Annotated in this window: 21 protein-coding genes and 1 riboswitch; of the genes, 5 read left to right on the forward strand and 16 right to left on the reverse strand. The window is 33.5% G+C overall.

Annotation, left to right across the window (positions count from 1 at the left end; genetic code table 11):
* Nucleotides 1–120 precede the first annotated feature (120 nt).
* The 3 genes from ypeB to prsW form a co-directional block, all read right to left on the reverse strand.
* Nucleotides 121–1461: a germination protein YpeB gene (gene ypeB, locus DM447_RS10610; protein WP_112181197.1), complete on the reverse strand. Its 1341-nt coding sequence runs from the start codon at nucleotides 1459–1461 to the stop codon at nucleotides 121–123.
* An 18-nt stretch (nucleotides 1462–1479) separates the two neighbouring features.
* Nucleotides 1480–2409: a spore cortex-lytic enzyme gene (gene sleB / locus DM447_RS10615; RefSeq protein WP_112181198.1), complete on the reverse strand. Its 930-nt coding sequence runs from the start codon at nucleotides 2407–2409 to the stop codon at nucleotides 1480–1482.
* A gap of 155 nt (nucleotides 2410–2564) precedes the next feature.
* Nucleotides 2565–3257: a glutamic-type intramembrane protease PrsW gene (gene prsW / locus DM447_RS10620; RefSeq protein WP_112181199.1), complete on the reverse strand. Its 693-nt coding sequence runs from the start codon at nucleotides 3255–3257 to the stop codon at nucleotides 2565–2567.
* Nucleotides 3258–3347: 90 nt separating this feature from the next.
* Here prsW and DM447_RS10625 point away from each other — a divergent pair, with 90 nt between their 5' ends.
* A complete protein-coding gene (locus tag DM447_RS10625; protein ID WP_112181200.1) occupies nucleotides 3348–4322 on the forward strand; it encodes an asparaginase in 975 nt (324 codons plus the stop codon).
* 20 nt (nucleotides 4323–4342) lie between these two features.
* On the opposite strand, the gene DM447_RS10630 is transcribed toward DM447_RS10625, so the two are convergent.
* The 3 genes from DM447_RS10630 to DM447_RS10640 form a co-directional block, all read right to left on the reverse strand.
* A complete protein-coding gene (locus DM447_RS10630; protein ID WP_112181201.1) occupies nucleotides 4343–5335 on the reverse strand; it encodes a YpdA family putative bacillithiol disulfide reductase in 993 nt (330 codons plus the stop codon).
* 27 nt (nucleotides 5336–5362) lie between these two features.
* Nucleotides 5363–5947: a genetic competence negative regulator gene (locus tag DM447_RS10635; RefSeq protein ID WP_112181202.1), complete on the reverse strand. Its 585-nt coding sequence runs from the start codon at nucleotides 5945–5947 to the stop codon at nucleotides 5363–5365.
* A 226-nt stretch (nucleotides 5948–6173) separates the two neighbouring features.
* Nucleotides 6174–6809 (reverse strand): CBS domain-containing protein, encoded by a 636-nt coding sequence (locus DM447_RS10640; protein ID WP_162632634.1) that lies wholly within the window; start codon nucleotides 6807–6809, stop codon nucleotides 6174–6176.
* Nucleotides 6810–6950: 141 nt separating this feature from the next.
* On the opposite strand from DM447_RS10640, the gene DM447_RS10645 reads away from it, so the two are divergent.
* Genes DM447_RS10645 through DM447_RS10655 form a run of 3 tightly spaced genes read left to right on the forward strand, consistent with a single transcriptional unit; the run spans nucleotide 6951 to nucleotide 8026 of the window.
* Entirely contained in the window at nucleotides 6951–7175 is a 225-nt protein-coding gene (locus DM447_RS10645) for a spore coat associated protein CotJA (RefSeq protein ID WP_112181204.1), read from the forward strand.
* Nucleotides 7172–7441 (forward strand): spore coat protein CotJB, encoded by a 270-nt coding sequence (locus DM447_RS10650; protein WP_232824038.1) that lies wholly within the window; start codon nucleotides 7172–7174, stop codon nucleotides 7439–7441. Before DM447_RS10645 ends, DM447_RS10650 begins: the two co-directional genes overlap by 4 nt.
* A gap of 15 nt (nucleotides 7442–7456) precedes the next feature.
* Nucleotides 7457–8026, forward strand: a complete 570-nt coding sequence (locus DM447_RS10655) for a manganese catalase family protein (RefSeq protein WP_112181205.1) — start codon at nucleotides 7457–7459, stop codon at nucleotides 8024–8026.
* 139 nt (nucleotides 8027–8165) lie between these two features.
* On the opposite strand, the gene DM447_RS10660 is transcribed toward DM447_RS10655, so the two are convergent.
* The 4 genes from DM447_RS10660 to DM447_RS10675 are packed head-to-tail and all read right to left on the reverse strand — an operon-like array spanning nucleotide 8166 to nucleotide 11944.
* Nucleotides 8166–8774 (reverse strand): LysM peptidoglycan-binding domain-containing protein, encoded by a 609-nt coding sequence (locus DM447_RS10660; RefSeq protein ID WP_112181206.1) that lies wholly within the window; start codon nucleotides 8772–8774, stop codon nucleotides 8166–8168.
* Nucleotides 8767–9354, reverse strand: a complete 588-nt coding sequence (locus DM447_RS10665; RefSeq protein ID WP_112181207.1) for a CPBP family intramembrane glutamic endopeptidase — start codon at nucleotides 9352–9354, stop codon at nucleotides 8767–8769. The genes DM447_RS10660 and DM447_RS10665 overlap by 8 nt, the downstream gene beginning before the upstream one ends.
* Nucleotides 9351–10880, reverse strand: coding sequence for a RecQ family ATP-dependent DNA helicase (locus tag DM447_RS10670; RefSeq protein ID WP_112181208.1), 1530 nt, complete (start codon nucleotides 10878–10880; stop codon nucleotides 9351–9353). Before DM447_RS10670 ends, DM447_RS10665 begins: the two co-directional genes overlap by 4 nt.
* Entirely contained in the window at nucleotides 10877–11944 is a 1068-nt protein-coding gene (locus DM447_RS10675) for a YpbB family protein (RefSeq protein WP_112181209.1), read from the reverse strand. Before DM447_RS10675 ends, DM447_RS10670 begins: the two co-directional genes overlap by 4 nt.
* A gap of 149 nt (nucleotides 11945–12093) precedes the next feature.
* Here DM447_RS10675 and DM447_RS10680 point away from each other — a divergent pair, with 149 nt between their 5' ends.
* Nucleotides 12094–12345: a ferredoxin gene (locus DM447_RS10680; RefSeq protein WP_112181210.1), complete on the forward strand. Its 252-nt coding sequence runs from the start codon at nucleotides 12094–12096 to the stop codon at nucleotides 12343–12345.
* Nucleotides 12346–12419: 74 nt separating this feature from the next.
* Here DM447_RS10680 and DM447_RS10685 read toward each other — a convergent pair whose 3' ends face one another.
* From DM447_RS10685 to DM447_RS10710, 6 genes are all read right to left on the reverse strand, one after another.
* Nucleotides 12420–13580 (reverse strand): hypothetical protein, encoded by a 1161-nt coding sequence (locus tag DM447_RS10685; RefSeq protein WP_112181211.1) that lies wholly within the window; start codon nucleotides 13578–13580, stop codon nucleotides 12420–12422.
* A gap of 5 nt (nucleotides 13581–13585) precedes the next feature.
* Nucleotides 13586–14110 (reverse strand): sigma-70 family RNA polymerase sigma factor, encoded by a 525-nt coding sequence (locus tag DM447_RS10690; protein WP_112181212.1) that lies wholly within the window; start codon nucleotides 14108–14110, stop codon nucleotides 13586–13588.
* Between the two features lie 67 nt (nucleotides 14111–14177).
* Nucleotides 14178–14666, reverse strand: a complete 489-nt coding sequence (locus tag DM447_RS10695; protein ID WP_112181213.1) for an ECF transporter S component — start codon at nucleotides 14664–14666, stop codon at nucleotides 14178–14180.
* Nucleotides 14667–14669: 3 nt separating this feature from the next.
* Nucleotides 14670–15059 (reverse strand): DUF4430 domain-containing protein, encoded by a 390-nt coding sequence (locus DM447_RS10700; RefSeq protein WP_232824039.1) that lies wholly within the window; start codon nucleotides 15057–15059, stop codon nucleotides 14670–14672.
* Between the two features lie 98 nt (nucleotides 15060–15157).
* Nucleotides 15158–15339: riboswitch (cobalamin riboswitch) on the reverse strand.
* Between the two features lie 4 nt (nucleotides 15340–15343).
* Nucleotides 15344–17104: an ATP-binding protein gene (locus DM447_RS10705; protein ID WP_112181215.1), complete on the reverse strand. Its 1761-nt coding sequence runs from the start codon at nucleotides 17102–17104 to the stop codon at nucleotides 15344–15346.
* Nucleotides 17104–17820 (reverse strand): response regulator transcription factor, encoded by a 717-nt coding sequence (locus DM447_RS10710; RefSeq protein WP_112181216.1) that lies wholly within the window; start codon nucleotides 17818–17820, stop codon nucleotides 17104–17106. The genes DM447_RS10705 and DM447_RS10710 overlap by 1 nt, the downstream gene beginning before the upstream one ends.
* Between the last annotated feature and the right edge of the window lie 51 nt (nucleotides 17821–17871).

Below are 17871 nucleotides of genomic sequence, written 5' to 3' on the forward strand. Positions count from 1 at the left end.
CTTCTCTCTAGGTAATTCTACACACGTCTATATGTATTATCGCAAAGAACATATAGAATACGCAAGTAAACTTTTTAGAGATTTCAAGAAAAATAAAAAAGGAAAGGAGTTTTTCCCTTCCTAATCAACATTCCATTTTGCTTCGGCTGTTTTTAACCTTTCTACATGAATTTCCGCACCGGACATCGCATTAATAAATATGCGAAATGTTTCATTATCCTTCGTCCCTAGAAATGCATATGCTAAAACCTCTTCCATACCACTATCATCGACAATAGCTAAATGCTGATCTTGAATAGCTACAGAAGGATTTACCTTCTCTTTTGCTTCATCTATTGATAATGTTGGTTCTTCAATTTTTCTTTCAACATGGTTTCTATAAAAGTCCGTTCCAATAAAACCTAATACTTCACCATTATCCAATGCAACTTTCATTTGAATTTTATCTGGATAAATACGCACATCATCTTGTTGGTATAAGAATTGAAAAACACCAACATGATCATATTGGCTACTTTGGAACATTTCCATGTTTTCAAAGCCATTTTTTTCAAGAAATTTTTCCGCTTCTAACTGTGCGTCATTTAAACTTAACTTTTGATCTTTAATTTCGCGATTCAACATAAAGGATAACGGGTGACCGCCTTTTGTTGAAATATCAATATATCCATGCTCATCATCTTTTTCAAAGGAAGCACTGTACATTGGAATCGTTGCACCATCTCCACTTTTGGCAACAGTTAAATCAATATCCTGATCTAAATCAAATAATTCACGAATTCGATCTTCAACTTTTGTTTCTGAGATATTTTTACCATTAATAAACTTAAATTCATGTGTTTCATTAGATATTCCTGTTAAACTTGCGGATAGATCACTTTCAGAATAGCCTCCTAATGTCTCTTCAACAGTCTCAAAACCATCTATAATCGTATTATCCATCGGTTCATCTTCAGATGCTAAAGCTAATTGAACATCCATCCAACGTAAATTTTCCTCTAGAACAGCGTGCTGTACTTTTCGTAATTCATTTTTTATATCACCTGCAGTTTGATACAACTCGTTTAATGTATTTATTTCATCATCGGTTAAAGGTTCTTGTTCAAGGTTACGAACAGATGCACGGTAACTAAAATCACCGATGTCAGATAAAAATTCTTCTGTTTTATTAAAAGGCATTAATACTAGTGGTAATTGGCCTACGTCGCTTTGTGCCTCTGATGTTATTCTCCAAATTTCAATCAATTGTGGCGATATTCTTTCTTTTGAATTCATGGCTAAGGTAGTACCTATCTTGTCATGTAATAAATCCATTTCATAACTTAAATCGTGAAAGGCCCGCTGATAATTATTCTCTGCTTGTACTAAAATTTCATTTTTCTCTTGATGTTCTTGATAACCCCATGCACCGGTTGCAAATACAACAATCGTAAGTAGACCGATTGCAATCCATTTAAACATAATAGTCATACTCCTTTCTTACATACAAAAAACATGTTTACCTATTTTTTTGATTTGAGGTCTTGACCAAATCCAACTAGATGTAGCAGTATCTGGATTAAAATAATAAATGGCTTCTCCAGTTGGATCCCACCCGTTAATCGCATCAACAACAGCATCCTTAGCTCGATCATTTGGCGTTAACCAAATCTGTCCATCTGCTACAGCAGTGAATGCTCTCGGTTCAAAAATCACTCCAGAAACTGTATTTGGAAAAGTGGCGCTGTTCACCCTATTTAATATGACTGCGGCTACAGCAACTTGTCCTTCATACGACTCTCCTCTTGCTTCTCCATAAACAGCATTTGCCATTAATTGAATATCATTTTGTGAAAATCCATTAGGAACATTTACCGCAGTTGGTTCAAGTGAGGTATCTGGGCTTTCTTCTGCCTCTTCTGCTTGTGGTTGTGGTTGTTCTTTAGTTGGTGCTTGTGGTTGTTCTTCTGCCTTTGGTTCTTCTGTTTTTTCTTGTTTAGGTGCAGGTTGTGCTTCTTGGGCATTATTTTTCTTTTTTACTTGATCCGCATTGGACATACCACCATAATGCGTAAAATTATTACCTGCTTCAATTTGTTGCTTTACATATGCTCTATCATATTCAGTTGCTTTTTCTAACTTTTGCTTTGCAGCTGTACCTGCTAAACCATCAATCTCCATTCCAAATTCGTACTGAAAATTGCGTAATGCCCAATACGTGCTCCATCCGAACACACCATCAATTTTTCCGTTATAAAATCCGATATACTGTAATCTTGCTTGTAACTCTATAACATCTTCACCAGTTGCACCATGCTGAATTACTTGGTCGCTAAATGCATGACTTGTGTTTATAGGTACAACGTTCGTAAAACTTAATAGTATACCTACGAAACTAAATAAGAAGATGCTTTTTTTAACTATATTCATCCTGCGCTCCTCCTAGATTCTTAGAAGTAATGATTTCTATCTTGTTATGTATTTTCGTGCGAAATAATGATTTTATACATTGAATTTAGTTAACTACATCGTTAATTCCATAAAAAAAGCAAGTATTCTCATTACGGTCTCGTAAGGAATACTTGCTATAAATCAGTCATATTCTCGCTTTTAACTTGATTACAAATTGGGATATATGGTTGATTTGCCACCTTCACTTTTTTCATTCCATTTAACCATAATATAACCATAAATGGTATTAATATATATATCCATCTACCTCCAGGAACAATTTGTAAAATATAATCATACAAGCCATGTAAGGTTACTGGAATGAAGAGGGCACTGATCATGACAGCTCGGGAATGTGTTGAATTAAACTTTGCCTTACCTAAATAATAACCCATGATCACACCAAATAAAGCATGTGAGGAAACGGGGAATATAGCTCTACCGATAGCATATTCAATTCCATGTGCAAATAAGTACAAGATATTCTCAAGTGTAGCGAAACCTAAACTAATTGCAACACCATATATTATTCCGTCGTAAACGGAATCAAAAGCAGTGAACTTGTAAATCGTATATATAAATATAAACCATTTAAAGAATTCTTCTAATAAACCGGTTAATATAAAAGAAGATACTAATGGAGACTGACCAATATTTTCAACTGAAAATGCATATTGAATAAACATTATTGGGAAAACAAGAAGAGCACCATATATAAAACTACGAATTATCGGTAAAAGTGGCTCCGTATTAAAACGGTCTTTCAAATAAAAAAAAGACATTAGAGCAAGTGCTGGTGCAATACCAGCAGATAAAAGTGCTACCATAATTCGGCACCCTCTTCCATAAAAATTACTTTCATCGTATCATGAAAGTATGAGACTTGAAAATACAAATAATAAAGTTGGTGCAAAATAATGAAAAATATTTTACTCATCCATACTGGTGGAACCATTGCAATGACAGAGAATGCGAATACTGGTTCTGTCTCCACTACCAATAGCCATCCCTTGGCAAGTGAAGATGCAATAATAAAGCAATTCGCAAAAGTAAATGACGACTATTTATTTGATTTACCCTCTCCACACATTACACCAGTTCATATGTTAAAACTAGGTCAACATATTGAAAGAAATTTAAAAACCAACACATACGATGGCATTGTAATTACACACGGTACAGATACGTTAGAGGAGACCGCTTATTTCTTAGATCTGTATTTGGAAACAAATAAACCAATTGTTATAACAGGTGCAATGCGTTCAAGCAATGAGATAGGATCAGATGGTTTATATAATTTAATTAGTGCTATCCGCGTTGCAAGTGCTGAAGAGTCTGAGGAAAAAGGAGTACTTGTTGTAATGAATGATGAAATTCATACTGCGGCATATGCAACAAAGACCTCAACAAGTAATATCGCAACCTTTAAAAGTCCGCAATTTGGACCTATAGGTATGCTAACGAAACAAACAGTTTATTTTTATCATAAATCGATTTCATTTGAAACGTATAAAGTAGAATCAATAACGAAACAAGTTCCCTTAATTAAGGCCTATGCTGGAATGGATCAAACATTATTTAATGCAGTAACTTCGATTTCATTAGATGGAATAGTTATAGAGGGGTTTGGCCAAGGAAATTTACCTCCAGCTATCGTAGATTCCATCGAACAACTTATTAAAAAGTCAATTCCAGTTGTTTTAGTATCACGAAGTTTTAAGGGAATTGTTCAACCAACATATGATTACCCTGGCGGTGGAAAACAATTAAAAAATGCCGGTGTTTTATTTGCGAAAGGTCTAACTGGTCAAAAGGCAAGAATCAAGTTACTTTTATTGCTTGAATCTAATTGTTCACTAGATCGGTTAGAAACGATATTTGAAGCGAAATAAAGCAGCACAATTGTGCTGCTTTATTTCATGCGTTTTTTTATTTTTTTTGCTATATCTTCAGCGATTAGAGGCCCATGAAATCGACCGTTTTCAATAAATATCTCATTGTTATTAAACCCAGCTGCAATAACACCAGCAATATATATATTTTCAACATTTGTTTCCATTGTTTCTTGATTAAATACAGGTCTTCCAGTTGCAATATCTACTTTAATAGCCATTTCTCTTAGGAAAGATTGATCAGGTTGATAACCAGTCATTGCAAAGACAAAATCTGCTTTTGCATGTTTCCGTTGTGTATGAACAGTAAAGTCTACCGTATCTTTCTTAATTTCTGTAATAATAGCATTAAATTCCATTGTTATCCTTCCTTTACTTGCTAGTGCAACAAATCCAGGTAATATCCATGGTTTAATGCTATCAGAGTAATCACTGCCCCGATAAAGTACAGTAATATGCGCCCCAGCTTTATGTAACTCTAACGCTGCATCAACGGCAGAATTTTTTCCACCAATGACGACAACGTTTTTATTGTAATAAGGATGACTTTCTTTGAAGTAATGACTTACATGGGAAAGTTCTTCCCCTTTTATACCCATTTCATTTGGTTGATCATAGTAACCAGTTGCAGCAATAACAAAACCAGCTTTGTAAACATTTTGTGAACCATTATTAGTTTCTGTATACAAAAGATAAGCGCCATCTTCATGTTTTACCTTTACTACTCGTTCGTAACTATTAATACGTAGCTCTCTTCTTCTTGCTACTTCACGATAATAGGCTAACGCTTGATTGCGGACAGGCTTTTTAAATTCTGTAATAAATGGTATTTCTCCAATTTCTAAACGATCACTGGAACTGAAAAATGTTTGGTGTGTTGGGTATTGATAAATAGCATTCACTACATTCCCCTTTTCAATTAGTAAAGGGTTAATGCCTTTGTCTTGTAATGCTATAGCTGCTGACATACCACAGGGACCAGCCCCAATAATAATAGCTTGCTCTTCTTGCATAGTAGATCCCCCTAGCAATTATTTCTTTTAGTTAGCAAAGTATTTGTTTAATTGTTCTACCGCGTTTTGTGACATAATTGTATTGCCGTATTCAATTAAACGATGGGATGTTAGAATACTAGGTGAAGCAAACTCGGACAAAATTGCTATAACATGTTCTCGGTTCATATCAACTACCTCTTCATCCGTCAATTCCATATAATAATTTCCGTCAAATGAATAAACCGTACCGCCTGTTATGCCAACTTGTTCTAAATGTATTGCTAATTGAATCAGATCCTCAAACGATTGGAATAGAAAGATCAATTCTTTACTTTCGTCCAACGTTACTTTCATTTCTATAAAATCTTCTTCATCTTCTTCATCTTCAACATCACTTTGTGTTACGATAATTAACATACCCTGTGCTTGCATTACGTGAACTTGCACCAATAATACACCTTCTAATTCAAATCCCAATTCATCACTAGCTTCATACATCATATCGTGAAATAAAGCTTGCATTCTGGGTAAATCTTTCCATAGATCTTCTTTTGTTAAACCTCTATCAACTAAATCATCAAAAGTCAGAAAAATTTTAAATTGATCAGAAGAAAGTCTTTCTAAACGCATGTTAATTACCCCCCTTATTAAATACCTTTATATTGTAATACGTAATTTATATCATAATATGTTATTGTATACGAATTTGTAACGAATACCAACCCATTAATAAGCAAAAAAATTTAATTGTTTGCAAATAAGGTACTTTCATTTAATTAAAAGTACCTTATTTGAAATTATATTATATAGTACAGGTAGCACGATTGAAAGCAAATAGATTTCAATACAGATGCCTTTACATATTCTTAATATCTAAAACACGAAAACCCGCTCTTTCTAATTTACTTTTCAGTTTACTCGTATCTACTTCCTCATTAACTTTTAAAACAATCCGTCTTGCTAATTTGTCTGTTTCGTCAAATGTTGTTATAGAAATAATATTAGCCTGTAGTTGTTTTAAAATGTCTGCTAATCTAGCAAAACGACCTTTTGATTCTTCAGAAGTAAACGCAATACGAACACCCGGTTTCTTCATTCCAAATACACTTTCAAACTGTTCAATTACATCAAAACGACTGATTATGCCAAGAAATTTTCTATCATCATTAACAACAGCTAATATCGGAAAGCCTTTAAAAGTTGTTAACGTATTTTCAAATACCTCATCTTCAGAAATATATACATTATGTTGTGTTAAAATATCTGTTACTTTTTTCGATTCCAGAAAATTAGTTTGATCAGAATTTTCTTGGAAAAACGCCTTATAAATATCTTGTTTTGAGATCATTCCTATAAAAATTTTATTCTCATCAACTACAGGCATCGCTTGAATACTTTCTTTATCCATCATTTCTATTGCACTTTTTAATGATTTATTTGGAGCTATTACAAAACATTTATGAATTGGTTTCATTGCACTTCTTACAAACACATTAAACACCTCATTTTTCATTTACTATTTTATTCCGTTTATTACGATAAAAAGATGTAATATTTATCATTATACACATAGGACACGCTTATATGCCATACATTGTAACATAGTTATTTTTTAGAGAAGGAGGTTCTATAAATGAATCAAACAAATACTAAATATTACTATCCTTATATCAGTCCGTTTGACCCCTGTCCCCCTATTATAAAAAAGAGTTATTCGACACCCCCTAACTTGTACATGGGATTTCAACCGCCAAATCTTGCACAATATCCTACAGCGCGTGAAGCACTGTTTGCAGGTACTTTATGGCCCGCACTATTTGATCCTTATCCACCTAAGAAAGGGAGAGAACAAACATGAGCACCCCTAAACAAATGCCTCAACAATACTATGATCTGTTAGAACAAATTCAAGCAATTGATTTTGTTCTAGTTGAACTTAATTTATATTTAGACACGCATCCCGAAGATATAGATGCTATTCAACAATTTAATCAATGTACATTAGAAAGCAAAAAATTAAAGAAAAATTTCGAAAAACAGTTTGGACCACTCATGCATTTTGGGAAAAGCTACTCTGGTTATCCATGGAATTGGGATGATGCACCATGGCCTTGGCAAGTGTAAAAGGAGGAAAACAATTTGTGGTATTATGAAAAGAAATTGCAATATCCAGTTCGCGTAACCGAATGTAATCCACGTTTAGCGAAATATCTTATCGAACAATATGGGGGGGCTGATGGGGAATTATCCGCGGCTTTACGATACCTAAACCAACGTTATACCATTCCAGATAAAGTAGTAGGTCTCTTAAATGATATTGGTACTGAGGAATTTGCTCATTTAGAAATGATAGCCACTATGATATATAAATTAACTAAAGATGCTACCCCAGAGCAAATGGAAAAAGCTGGTTTAGCCGCTCATTATGTTAATCATGATAGCGCGTTATATTACCAAAATGCTGCTGGTGCTCCTTGGACTGCTTCCTATATTCAAGCAAAAGGTGATCCGATTGCAGATATCTATGAAGATATTGCAGCAGAAGAAAAAGCACGTGCCACATATCAATGGATTATCAATGTATCGGATGATCCGCAATTAAATGACAGTTTGAAGTTTTTACGTGAACGAGAAATTGTACATTCTCAACGTTTTAGAGAAGCTGCTCAAATATTAATTGATGAAAAAGATAAAAAACAATTTTTTTAAATAATCCTCACTAAAATAATAGACGTAAACATTACAGGTTTCACGCGCTCAAAAAGTATATTACACTTTCTACAGGCACAGGGCAAGTATAGATGAAAGGCAATAATGCTTAGTAATCAATAAAAAGAACTGAAGGTTTTCATTCTACTATCTTCAGTTCTTTTTCATTGGGTAAAAAAAGTTTTTGACCCGGTGTGATAACATTTGAATCTAACTCATTCAATACACGTAAAGAACTAACAACGCTTGTTCTTTGATAATAATTTTCTGCAATTGAAATTAATGTATCACTTTCTGTTACATGATAGTATCTGCCAGTCACTTCAACAAATTCGTTCTCATTGGTATCCTTCACTATAGAAATAGTCACTTCGTTCGATAAATCTTGATTTATCGGAATAACCGTAACTGTTTCCCCTCCAGGAAGTGAATAGACTGCATTCTCTTCATTAACCGATTTAAACCATTCTTCTCCCCATACCTGATATGTTAAAACTAAACCTACAATAATAATAAATAAGACCATTAAAAAACGAATAAACAAAAAATTTATCTTCCATTTTGTTTTTGCTTTTTTATCTGCATGTACGTAGCTCCGTGGTGGTAAATCTAAAATATCAATGTTTGGCTCATCTTCCTCTAATTTTTCAGGAGTAGCACTTGGTTGTTCAGTAGCAGTAGAGTCACGTTGAATTTGATTCATTTGCTCGCGTAGTCTCATTGCTTGATCTTCTCTATAGTCACTCATCTTTAACCCCTCCTAAAAAACGTAAGTATAAAGCTAAACTGCAGTCAATAACAAAATGCATGATGATCGTTACACCAAGATTATTTGTAATTTCAAACATAAAACCAATATAGAAACTTAGCATAACAACACTAATAAATAAAACAGGCTTAAACAAATACCGGATATGAATAAAAGCAAATAGTAAACTCGTTGCGATATAGCCAATACTAGGCTGCAATACCCCACGAAACAATACCTCTTCTGCTATTGCAACAAACATTGTTAACATAATAATTTGGTAGATATTACTTCCTCTAAATATTTTTTCGTTAATACCGCCATCATCCCAATAGCGTTTAGGCAGGGTCTTATACATAACCATATCGATTATCACAACAATAAAACCTGGTAGTAAACCATACAGCATTATTTCAGTGACAGACCCCTCAAACAGTTCTGAAAAAAAGGTAAATGAACCATAAATAAACCAAGCACAGATAAGACTTATAATAAGCAGGAGACTTTGTGATATATAAACTTGTTGTCTGACTTGTTTACTAGTCATAGTAGCAATAATAGCTGCTTGTTTATTTTTCATTTACTTCCCTCTCGAAAAAACAAATTTGCTAATTCGATCTCCCAACTACTTTCTATAAGTTGCTTTGATTCAATGATTGGTTCCCATTTATTAAATTCAAAATCACAGTAATCACAGCAGAGATACTTTGCTTTTGAACAATTAGGTTGAAACGCTTGATATAATCGTTCTCTTCTACAAGACTCACAGGTAACCCATGTTAACATTTCATCTAATTTGTTTATTTTGTAGTTTGTTCTTTCTATAATTCTTTGTGTTATTACGTCAACTATTTCTCTCTTCTTATCATATATCGGCAAAATACGATTTTCTTTAATCATATCATGTTTTTCTAGTTGATAATGTAAAAATCGCCATTGTGTCTCATTTATTTGAAACTCTTCTAATAATAATGGGCTACCTAAATCAATAGACTTTTCTGATCTTGCTAGTGAATCAAGTCTATTGATAATTATAGGAATTTGTTCAGTTGTTGGCAACTCTGACTCAATTAAGCGCTTTGGTAAAATATCATCGTAAGGTGCATGCAATACTAGACTGACACTAGACAATCCATCTCTACCTGCCCTACCAATTTCTTGAATAAATGATTCAATTTGCGTTGGAATATGATAGTGTACTACGAGACGTACATTTGATTTATCAATACCCATTCCAAATGCACTCGTACAACATATGACATCTAATTGATTCTCCATAAATTGCTGTTGAATTAAAATGCGATCTACTTGTTCCATCCCACCGTGATAAAAGGCAATACGAAGTTCCGTTAGACTATCTCTTAACTGACTTGCAACAAACTCAGCTTCCTTTTTACTGGAGAAATAAATCATAGTTGGAACTGGGAATTTCCCTAATAATCTTTTTAAATAGTTTACTTTTTCTTGTTTTGATTGAAGAGCTTGAACTGTAAACGCAATATTATCTCGATCCATTGGATAGACATGCTTATTTAAATGAGCGTTATTCAATTGTTTAGCAATATCCTTTTGAACTTCAGGTGTTGCTGTTGCGCTCAGTGCTAATATCGGTGGATTATTCAACGCTTCTATAACCGGGTTTAGTTTAAGGTAATCAGGTCTGAATTCATGTCCCCATTGAGATATGCAATGTGCTTCATCAATAACAAACAGCGATATTTTCAATCTTTTTAATCGCTCCAATAAACGATCGTTTTGTAACATTTCTGGTGAAAGATAGATTAATTTATAAGAATCCAATTGATCAAATAAAAAGTGTCTTTCCTTGTGGTCAACAAAACTATTTATTGCTACAACCTGCTTAAATCCCCTTGCTTTTAACTGTTTTACTTGGTCTGACATAAGAGATAGAAGTGGCGATACGACAATGACGGTGTTATCTCCCTTAATAGCAGGAATTTGATAACAAATTGATTTCCCTGAACCTGTAGGTAAAACCCCTAAGACATTATTCCCCGCTAAAACATCTTCAATAATTTCCTTTTGTCCAGTTCGAAAAGCATTATAGCCAAAATACTCTTGTAATAGCTTTTCTAATTGACTCATTTCAATAAATCCTCCTTCTGCACAAGATCAGCATATGTTAATACGAGGCGAATTTGAAAATAACTAAAATTATTTCCTGCCATTTCTTTGATTTGTTTTAATTTTACTGTTTTATTATTTCTTATTGCAGCAAGTATTATTGTAAATGACTCTTGATCAACATAAGGCTTAATTGAAAAGTCGGGATCAATATAAGCAATTTCAACAATATGATCTTCTATAGTATTTATTTTCAGTTGTCTAATTTGGGAAATTTGCTCAACATCGAATCCTTTTTTTACTAAAATAAACGTTTTTTCTGCTGAATTCGTAATGAATTTCTTCGATGTCTTTGTAAATTGATAAAATACCGGTAAATATATCAATTCATTTTCTCGTTCCTGTAGATAAGTTAGTAATTTATGTAGGGTAATAGTTAAATATAAATGCATATCGATAGGAGTTGTCTGATTCTTTCTTGCTAATTGATCCAACGTTAAGCCGATCTTTTGATAACCTGTTAATCGATCTACAAATAATTGTGCTAATTCTGGATTAATTGTTTTGAGAAATCTAGATAATTCACGATACACACCAGCTAACCATTGGTCCGATTCATCTCTATGCATTTGAAAATGTTTCTTCACCCATGCTTGTATGTCTTTTTGATCGGTAATGGCAACAAAGTAGCCCTTTTGCCGAGCCATATTTGTATAGGTTTGAATCCACAATTGTAGTCGTAGCCAAAATAAATCACTGATTCGATCAAAGATAAAGCCATTTAATTGATGAATAGGGTAGCTATCAATTCTTATATTTAAATACGTTTCACCACTTCGCGTGATACTTGCATTATTTTGTTGATCCACTGTAATATAGTTATCAATAATAAGGGATTTAATTTCCTGCTCAAAGTAGTTTCTATCTAAATGCTTACAAATACCGAAATATCTGGTTATTTTATAGAGTTTAGCATCTTGTAAAGTTTGTATCGAACGCTTTCCAACTAAGAGATGAAAAATAGAAGCAGTACTTCGTTCCATACTTATACTGGCTATACAGTCTAGTAAGATTGACCTGAACATATACTTTAACTCCTTTTTTAAAAATAGTCAGGGAATGTATTCTTTATCTCCTCCTACACTCTCATTGCAAAAATAAGTATTCCCACTTAAAATAGTAAAGGAAGACATACTTTTTATAGATCATGAAATAGCAAGAAGGGAGAATTAGCATGGCTCATTACACAATAGTAGATAAAGATACATGCATTGCCTGCGGTGCATGCGGGGCAGCAGCTCCTGAAATATACGATTATGATGATGAGGGAATTGCCTACGTTCTCTTAGATGATAATACAGGAAACGTTAAAATACCAGAAATATTAGAAGAAGATATGTTGGATGCGCATGAAGGTTGTCCAACTGACTCGATAAAGATTGCTAACGATTCCTTTGATCGTGATCCATTCAAATTTGAAAAATAATTCCTTATCATTCAAAAAGTGAAGGTACCAATATCAATTGGAACCTTCACTTTTATGTTTATACTTCTCGGTGATCAGTGTAAGACAAGGGGATTAACCCCATCCGGTACCGGAATAGCTTCCTGAAGTCTGTATTCGCCTACTACTTCACTATCAATTGGGATATCGAATTCCACACTTCTATAGCCAAATGTTTTAGCTGTTATTAGAATCGCTTCAATCATCGACATGGTTAGCTGATTATCAGCAAAGTCAGTTGACTCTGAAAATGAAATCAGTATGTCCTCAGTGCTCTTCTCTTCTAAGTTAAAACTGGTATCTTTTGGAATAGTTGCTTCGATATACTGTCCCTCATCCATTTGCATAAGAGTTAATGCTTCGTTTATAGATACTATTTCATTAACACTAGTAGGTATAAGTAACTTATCTCGATCTTCATACTGATAAATTTTATAAACTTGGTTTTTAATCTCACTTAAAGGGAATTTATCTAGCTCTCCAAATGGCCCCAAGGTTACTGGATCCATAGATTCTGTTTGTGTAATAATATTAGTAATCCCATATGGTGTGAACATGAGATTCAACATTTTTTGAAACATATTTGCGTTACTAGAGCCTGGAGGAAATTCATATGCATCTGAAACCGTCATAAAAAGTTGTTTATTATTATCAGTAAACTCAAACACAATATCTTCAAATGGGAAAGTTTTTATTCCAGCATCTACTACTAAGTCTCCAACAAAACTGTTAATTCGGTTATAATAATCATTTGGTTCTCCTGTTGAAGTAGAATCAACTAATGTGATTGGTATAGCATATTGATAATTTTGATCAGCTACTGCTAGTGTAAACATTTGTTCTTGTTCAAATTCTTTGTAATATAACATACTTTCCATATCTACCACTGCATCATCTATGATCATACTATTTTCACTTGAATCCCCTGAAATAGCTTCTTCTTGTGAGGTTACTTTATCTCCATTATCTTCTATTTGTTCTGCACGTTCAAACTCTGTTGTATTGGAACTTCGTATAAAAATAAAAACTAAAGAAAAAGCGGCGATTAAAGCCAGAGAAGGAATAATCCAGGATCGATTTTGCTTAGATTTTGGCGTTGAATTTAGTTTTTGTTGGATATTGCTATACAAGTGCTCTTTTGATTGATGATCATGTATTTTTGGCATTTCTTTTAGTTTTTGTTCTAAATCTGTTTCACCTAACCTCTGTTGATCCATGATTATTACCCCCTCTCTTGTTGATCTCGTAGTAGTGTTTGTAATTTTTTAAGCGCTCGATGTTGTGTAGTTTTCACCTTACTAGTTGAACAACCCATAATATCAGCTGTTTCTTGAATGGTTAAAGATTGCAAATAACGTAATATTAATACCTGTTTTTGATCTAGACTACACTTATCTAACTGATAATAAATATCCTTTAATTCCTCATCAAGAATAACAATCTCTTCAGGTAACCGGGAAGTGTCCTTAAAATCAGACGCCTGTTTATTGAAATTTAAAAAGTCTATTAGTCGCTGTTTATTTCGTGTTTGTTTTCTAAAAGAATCCATTGTTGTATGTCTTGCAATAGAAAACAACCATGTTTTTTCGGAACTTTCACCTCGAAAAGAATCATATGATTTTAGAACTTTGATATACACTTCTTGAATAAGATCTTCAGCCAAAGACTTATCTTTGACCATATAAAAGATATATTGAAATAAATCTTGATGATATTTATTATATATGTCTTCAAACGTGGTCTTCATTTATAAGACCTCCCGTCCTAGTATATTAGTCGTCAGTTATGACAAAAGGTTACACAATTTCGTTTATCTACAAATATCTTTTAAAAATAAGCGAAAGAGGTTCATACAATACGAATAGAAACACGACATTACCAATTGCATGAGAGATATCAAATGGCAGACCTGCTAAATAATAAGCAAGAAACTTACCTGTAATAAAATAGTTCGTAATAGCAAATGTAAATCCAAAGAATAAACCAGCTATTAGAGCATAAATCAATAAATAAATGAATGGCTTCTTAAGATACATTTTTCCTAATAAACCACTAAAAATACCGATAATCGACCAAGCAATGATTTGCCAAACCGTCCAAATTCCCATGCCTAAGAACAAATTGGATATATATGTAGTGATAACTGCTAAAAAGAAAGCAGAAAACGGTCCTAAAAAAAAGCCCGTAATAATAATAATTGCAGTTACGGGCTGTATGTTTGGTAAAAATTGAAAGCCTACTCGTCCAACAACACATAATGAAGCTAACACAGCAATGAGTGTTAAACGATATGTCTGCTTCATTAATTATTCCGTTCCATGTAAATCAAAAATAACTTCATCACCTGATGATAACTCATATTCACTTGCACCAACATTAGCTTGTTCACCATTTACTTCATACAACCAATACTTATCATCCGATTGCTCGACACCATCTATCGAAGTTATAAAGCCATCAGCATCTTCAATTTCATAGTTTTCTTCCAATACATCCATCAATATTTCATTCTCTTCTATTTCAATCGTTTCCGAAGAAATAACTTCTTCTCCATTATCTGTTGAAATAGTTATATTAACTACTTGTTCTTGCTCTTCTACATTAGTTGTTTCATCTGGTGTCTCTGTTTGTCCACAACCAAATAAGATTAGTGTACTAAGTAAGAAGGCCATAATTAACTTTACGTGATTTTTCATAATAAATTCCTCCATTTTTTTGGAGGACTGAACAATAATTTGTGAAATAAATTAAAAATTAACATTAACAAACAAATCAATCGCTCAACCCTCGAAGCATTGATAAAGTGAAATTGGTAGGTCTACTGACTTGTACATTTATCTACTTTGAACCCTTCCCATACCGAAAATTGATACAGTGGACTTATTCATTTCGTCTGTACTTACAGTTGCGAGGACAGTTCTGGTCTCACACCAGATTCCCTGTTATGTTACATACACCAATAACACGCTATTTTATTAGTTTACTCTTCACCATTACTTTTGGGAAGCTCAAAAGTAAAAGTAGTACCTTCTGATTGCTTACTTTGAACAGATATATTCCCTCTGTGTGCTTCCACGATATTTTTGGCAATCGCTAAACCAAGACCTGTACCTTTCTTTCCAGCTTTTCTTTTTCTTGATTTATCTGCTTTATAAAATCGTTCAAATACAAACGGTAAGTCATCTTGTGGAATACCCGATCCGTTATCCTTGATCGTAAAACGTACTTTCTTATTTTGTTCTTCTACACCAACAACAATCTCACCCTGTTCTTGTGTATGATTAATTGCATTGTCAATCAAATTAGTTAAGACTTGTTCCATCCGATCCGGATCAAATAATAATAGCAATTCTTTATTAGTAATAGAATATGTTAAAGTAATTTGTTTTTCATTAGATAGACCTTTAAACTTTCGAATAATTCGATCTAAATATAACTCTACTTCTATTAGTTCTTTATTTAATTGAATTTGTCCTGCTTTTATCCTTGCAAGATCAAGTAGTTCATTGACCAATCTACCCATTCGTAACGATTCATCTCGGATAATGTGCGCTAATTCATTTTTTTCTTCTTTCGATTCAGCAATATCATCCACTATTGCCTCGCTGTATCCTTGAAGCATGGAAATTGGCGTACGTAACTCATGCGATACATTTGCAATAAACTCTTCACGTAACTTGTCCATTTTTCGTTCTTCTGTCATATCACGAATAACAGCAACGACTCCACGTACTTTTGTCTGATCGTATAACGGAGACATGATCATAACCCAGTTACGTCCTTGAATAAACACTTCACGCATAGACTCAGATTCAATTGTTATTACCTCTTGCATAAGATCTTTCACTTCATGTGGTAATGTTTCTTCATCTTCCATATCTAGCTCATAACGCCAGTCTTCTAAGAATTTATTAGCAGGTGGATTAGAAACAATAATATCTCCTACTCGATTTAATGTGATAACACCATCAGCCATTGATCGTAAAATACTATACAATTGTTCTTTTTCTTGACTTAATGCATCAATATGATAATTGAGTTGCCTACCCATTCGATTAAATGCCATAGCTAATTCACCAATTTCATCATGTGTTAAAATTGGTACCTTCGTACGAAATTCACCTTTTGTTAATTCTGAAGCTGCTTTACGCATTTGAATTAAGGGTGCTGTTATTCGTGTTGATAGAAAAAATGCAAAAATAGTCATTAACACGATAGCAATTGCAGCTGCTAAGAGAATGATACGTGTAGTCTGTTCTGTAGTGGCAGCAACAACATTACTTGATTGATAAGCATAAACTGCTCCTACTTGATCAGTTAACCTAGTACCTACCAACAAAACTTGGGTACCATCATCTAGCGTTGTTTCTGTCTTTACCACATTGTTATTAAAGTAAACAGATCTATAATCCTCCTTGTTAAATAACCATTCTTTAGTTATGAGTGGAAGTGTTTCATCCGTACTTTCCGATATCCAACTTTCTTCTTCATTTTCTACAATAATAATCCTACTTGCAGGATCTTTAATTGTAGTTATCATTTTTTCAATAAGTTCTTGATCTTCATATTCACTTAGCAATGTTGACACTTTATTGGCAGTATCCAATAATTCTTTTTCTGCTTGGTTTACATGATAACCCTCAAAAAACTCCAAAAGAAAAAAACTAATAATTGCTAACACAACAAAGATAACAATTAAAAAAGTTACCCAAAGCTTAAATACAACACTTCTCCAAAACATTAGGCATCAGCTACTTCAAATTTGTAGCCTACTCCCCACACCGTCACAATCATTTTCGCTGCATCTGTTGAGACCTTATTTAACTTTTCACGTAAACGTTTTACATGTGTGTCTACAGTTCGTAAATCACCAAAGAATTCGTACTTCCAAACTTCTTTTAAAAGTTGTTCACGTTCAAAGACTTTATTAGGTGAACTAGCTAAGAAATGGAGTAATTCATATTCCTTTGGCGTTAATCCAACTTCAATTCCTTCTACTAACACACGGTGCGCATCATTTTCTATTAAGATATGTTGAAATTCAAGTATATCTTTTGCTGTTTTATCTAGATTGGATACCGGTATGGAGGATGACCTTCTTAACAATGCTTTTACTCGTAGTACTACTTCTCTAGGACTAAATGGTTTAACAATATAATCATCTGCCCCAACTTCAAAGCCTTCTATACGATTTGCTTCTTCCCCTTTAGCTGTCAACATGATAATAGGTGTCGTTTTCTTTTCACGTATACCTTTACAAACTTCAATACCATCTTGGCCTGGAAGCATTAAATCTAATATAATTAATGTATAGTCTTCTTCAATCGCAAATTCGAGACCTCGAAAACCATCATCGGCTTCGTCGACAATATAACCTTCTCTTTCTAAATACATTTTTAATAATCGCCTAATTCTTTCTTCATCTTCTACCACGAGTATCTTATTGTTTTCATCCATATCAAATACCCCTTTCTCCTACCCCTACATTAATTAATCTTCTCTATTTAT

The organism is Paraliobacillus zengyii (assembly GCF_003268595.1).
GTDB lineage: Bacteria > Bacillota > Bacilli > Bacillales > Amphibacillaceae > Paraliobacillus_A > Paraliobacillus_A zengyii.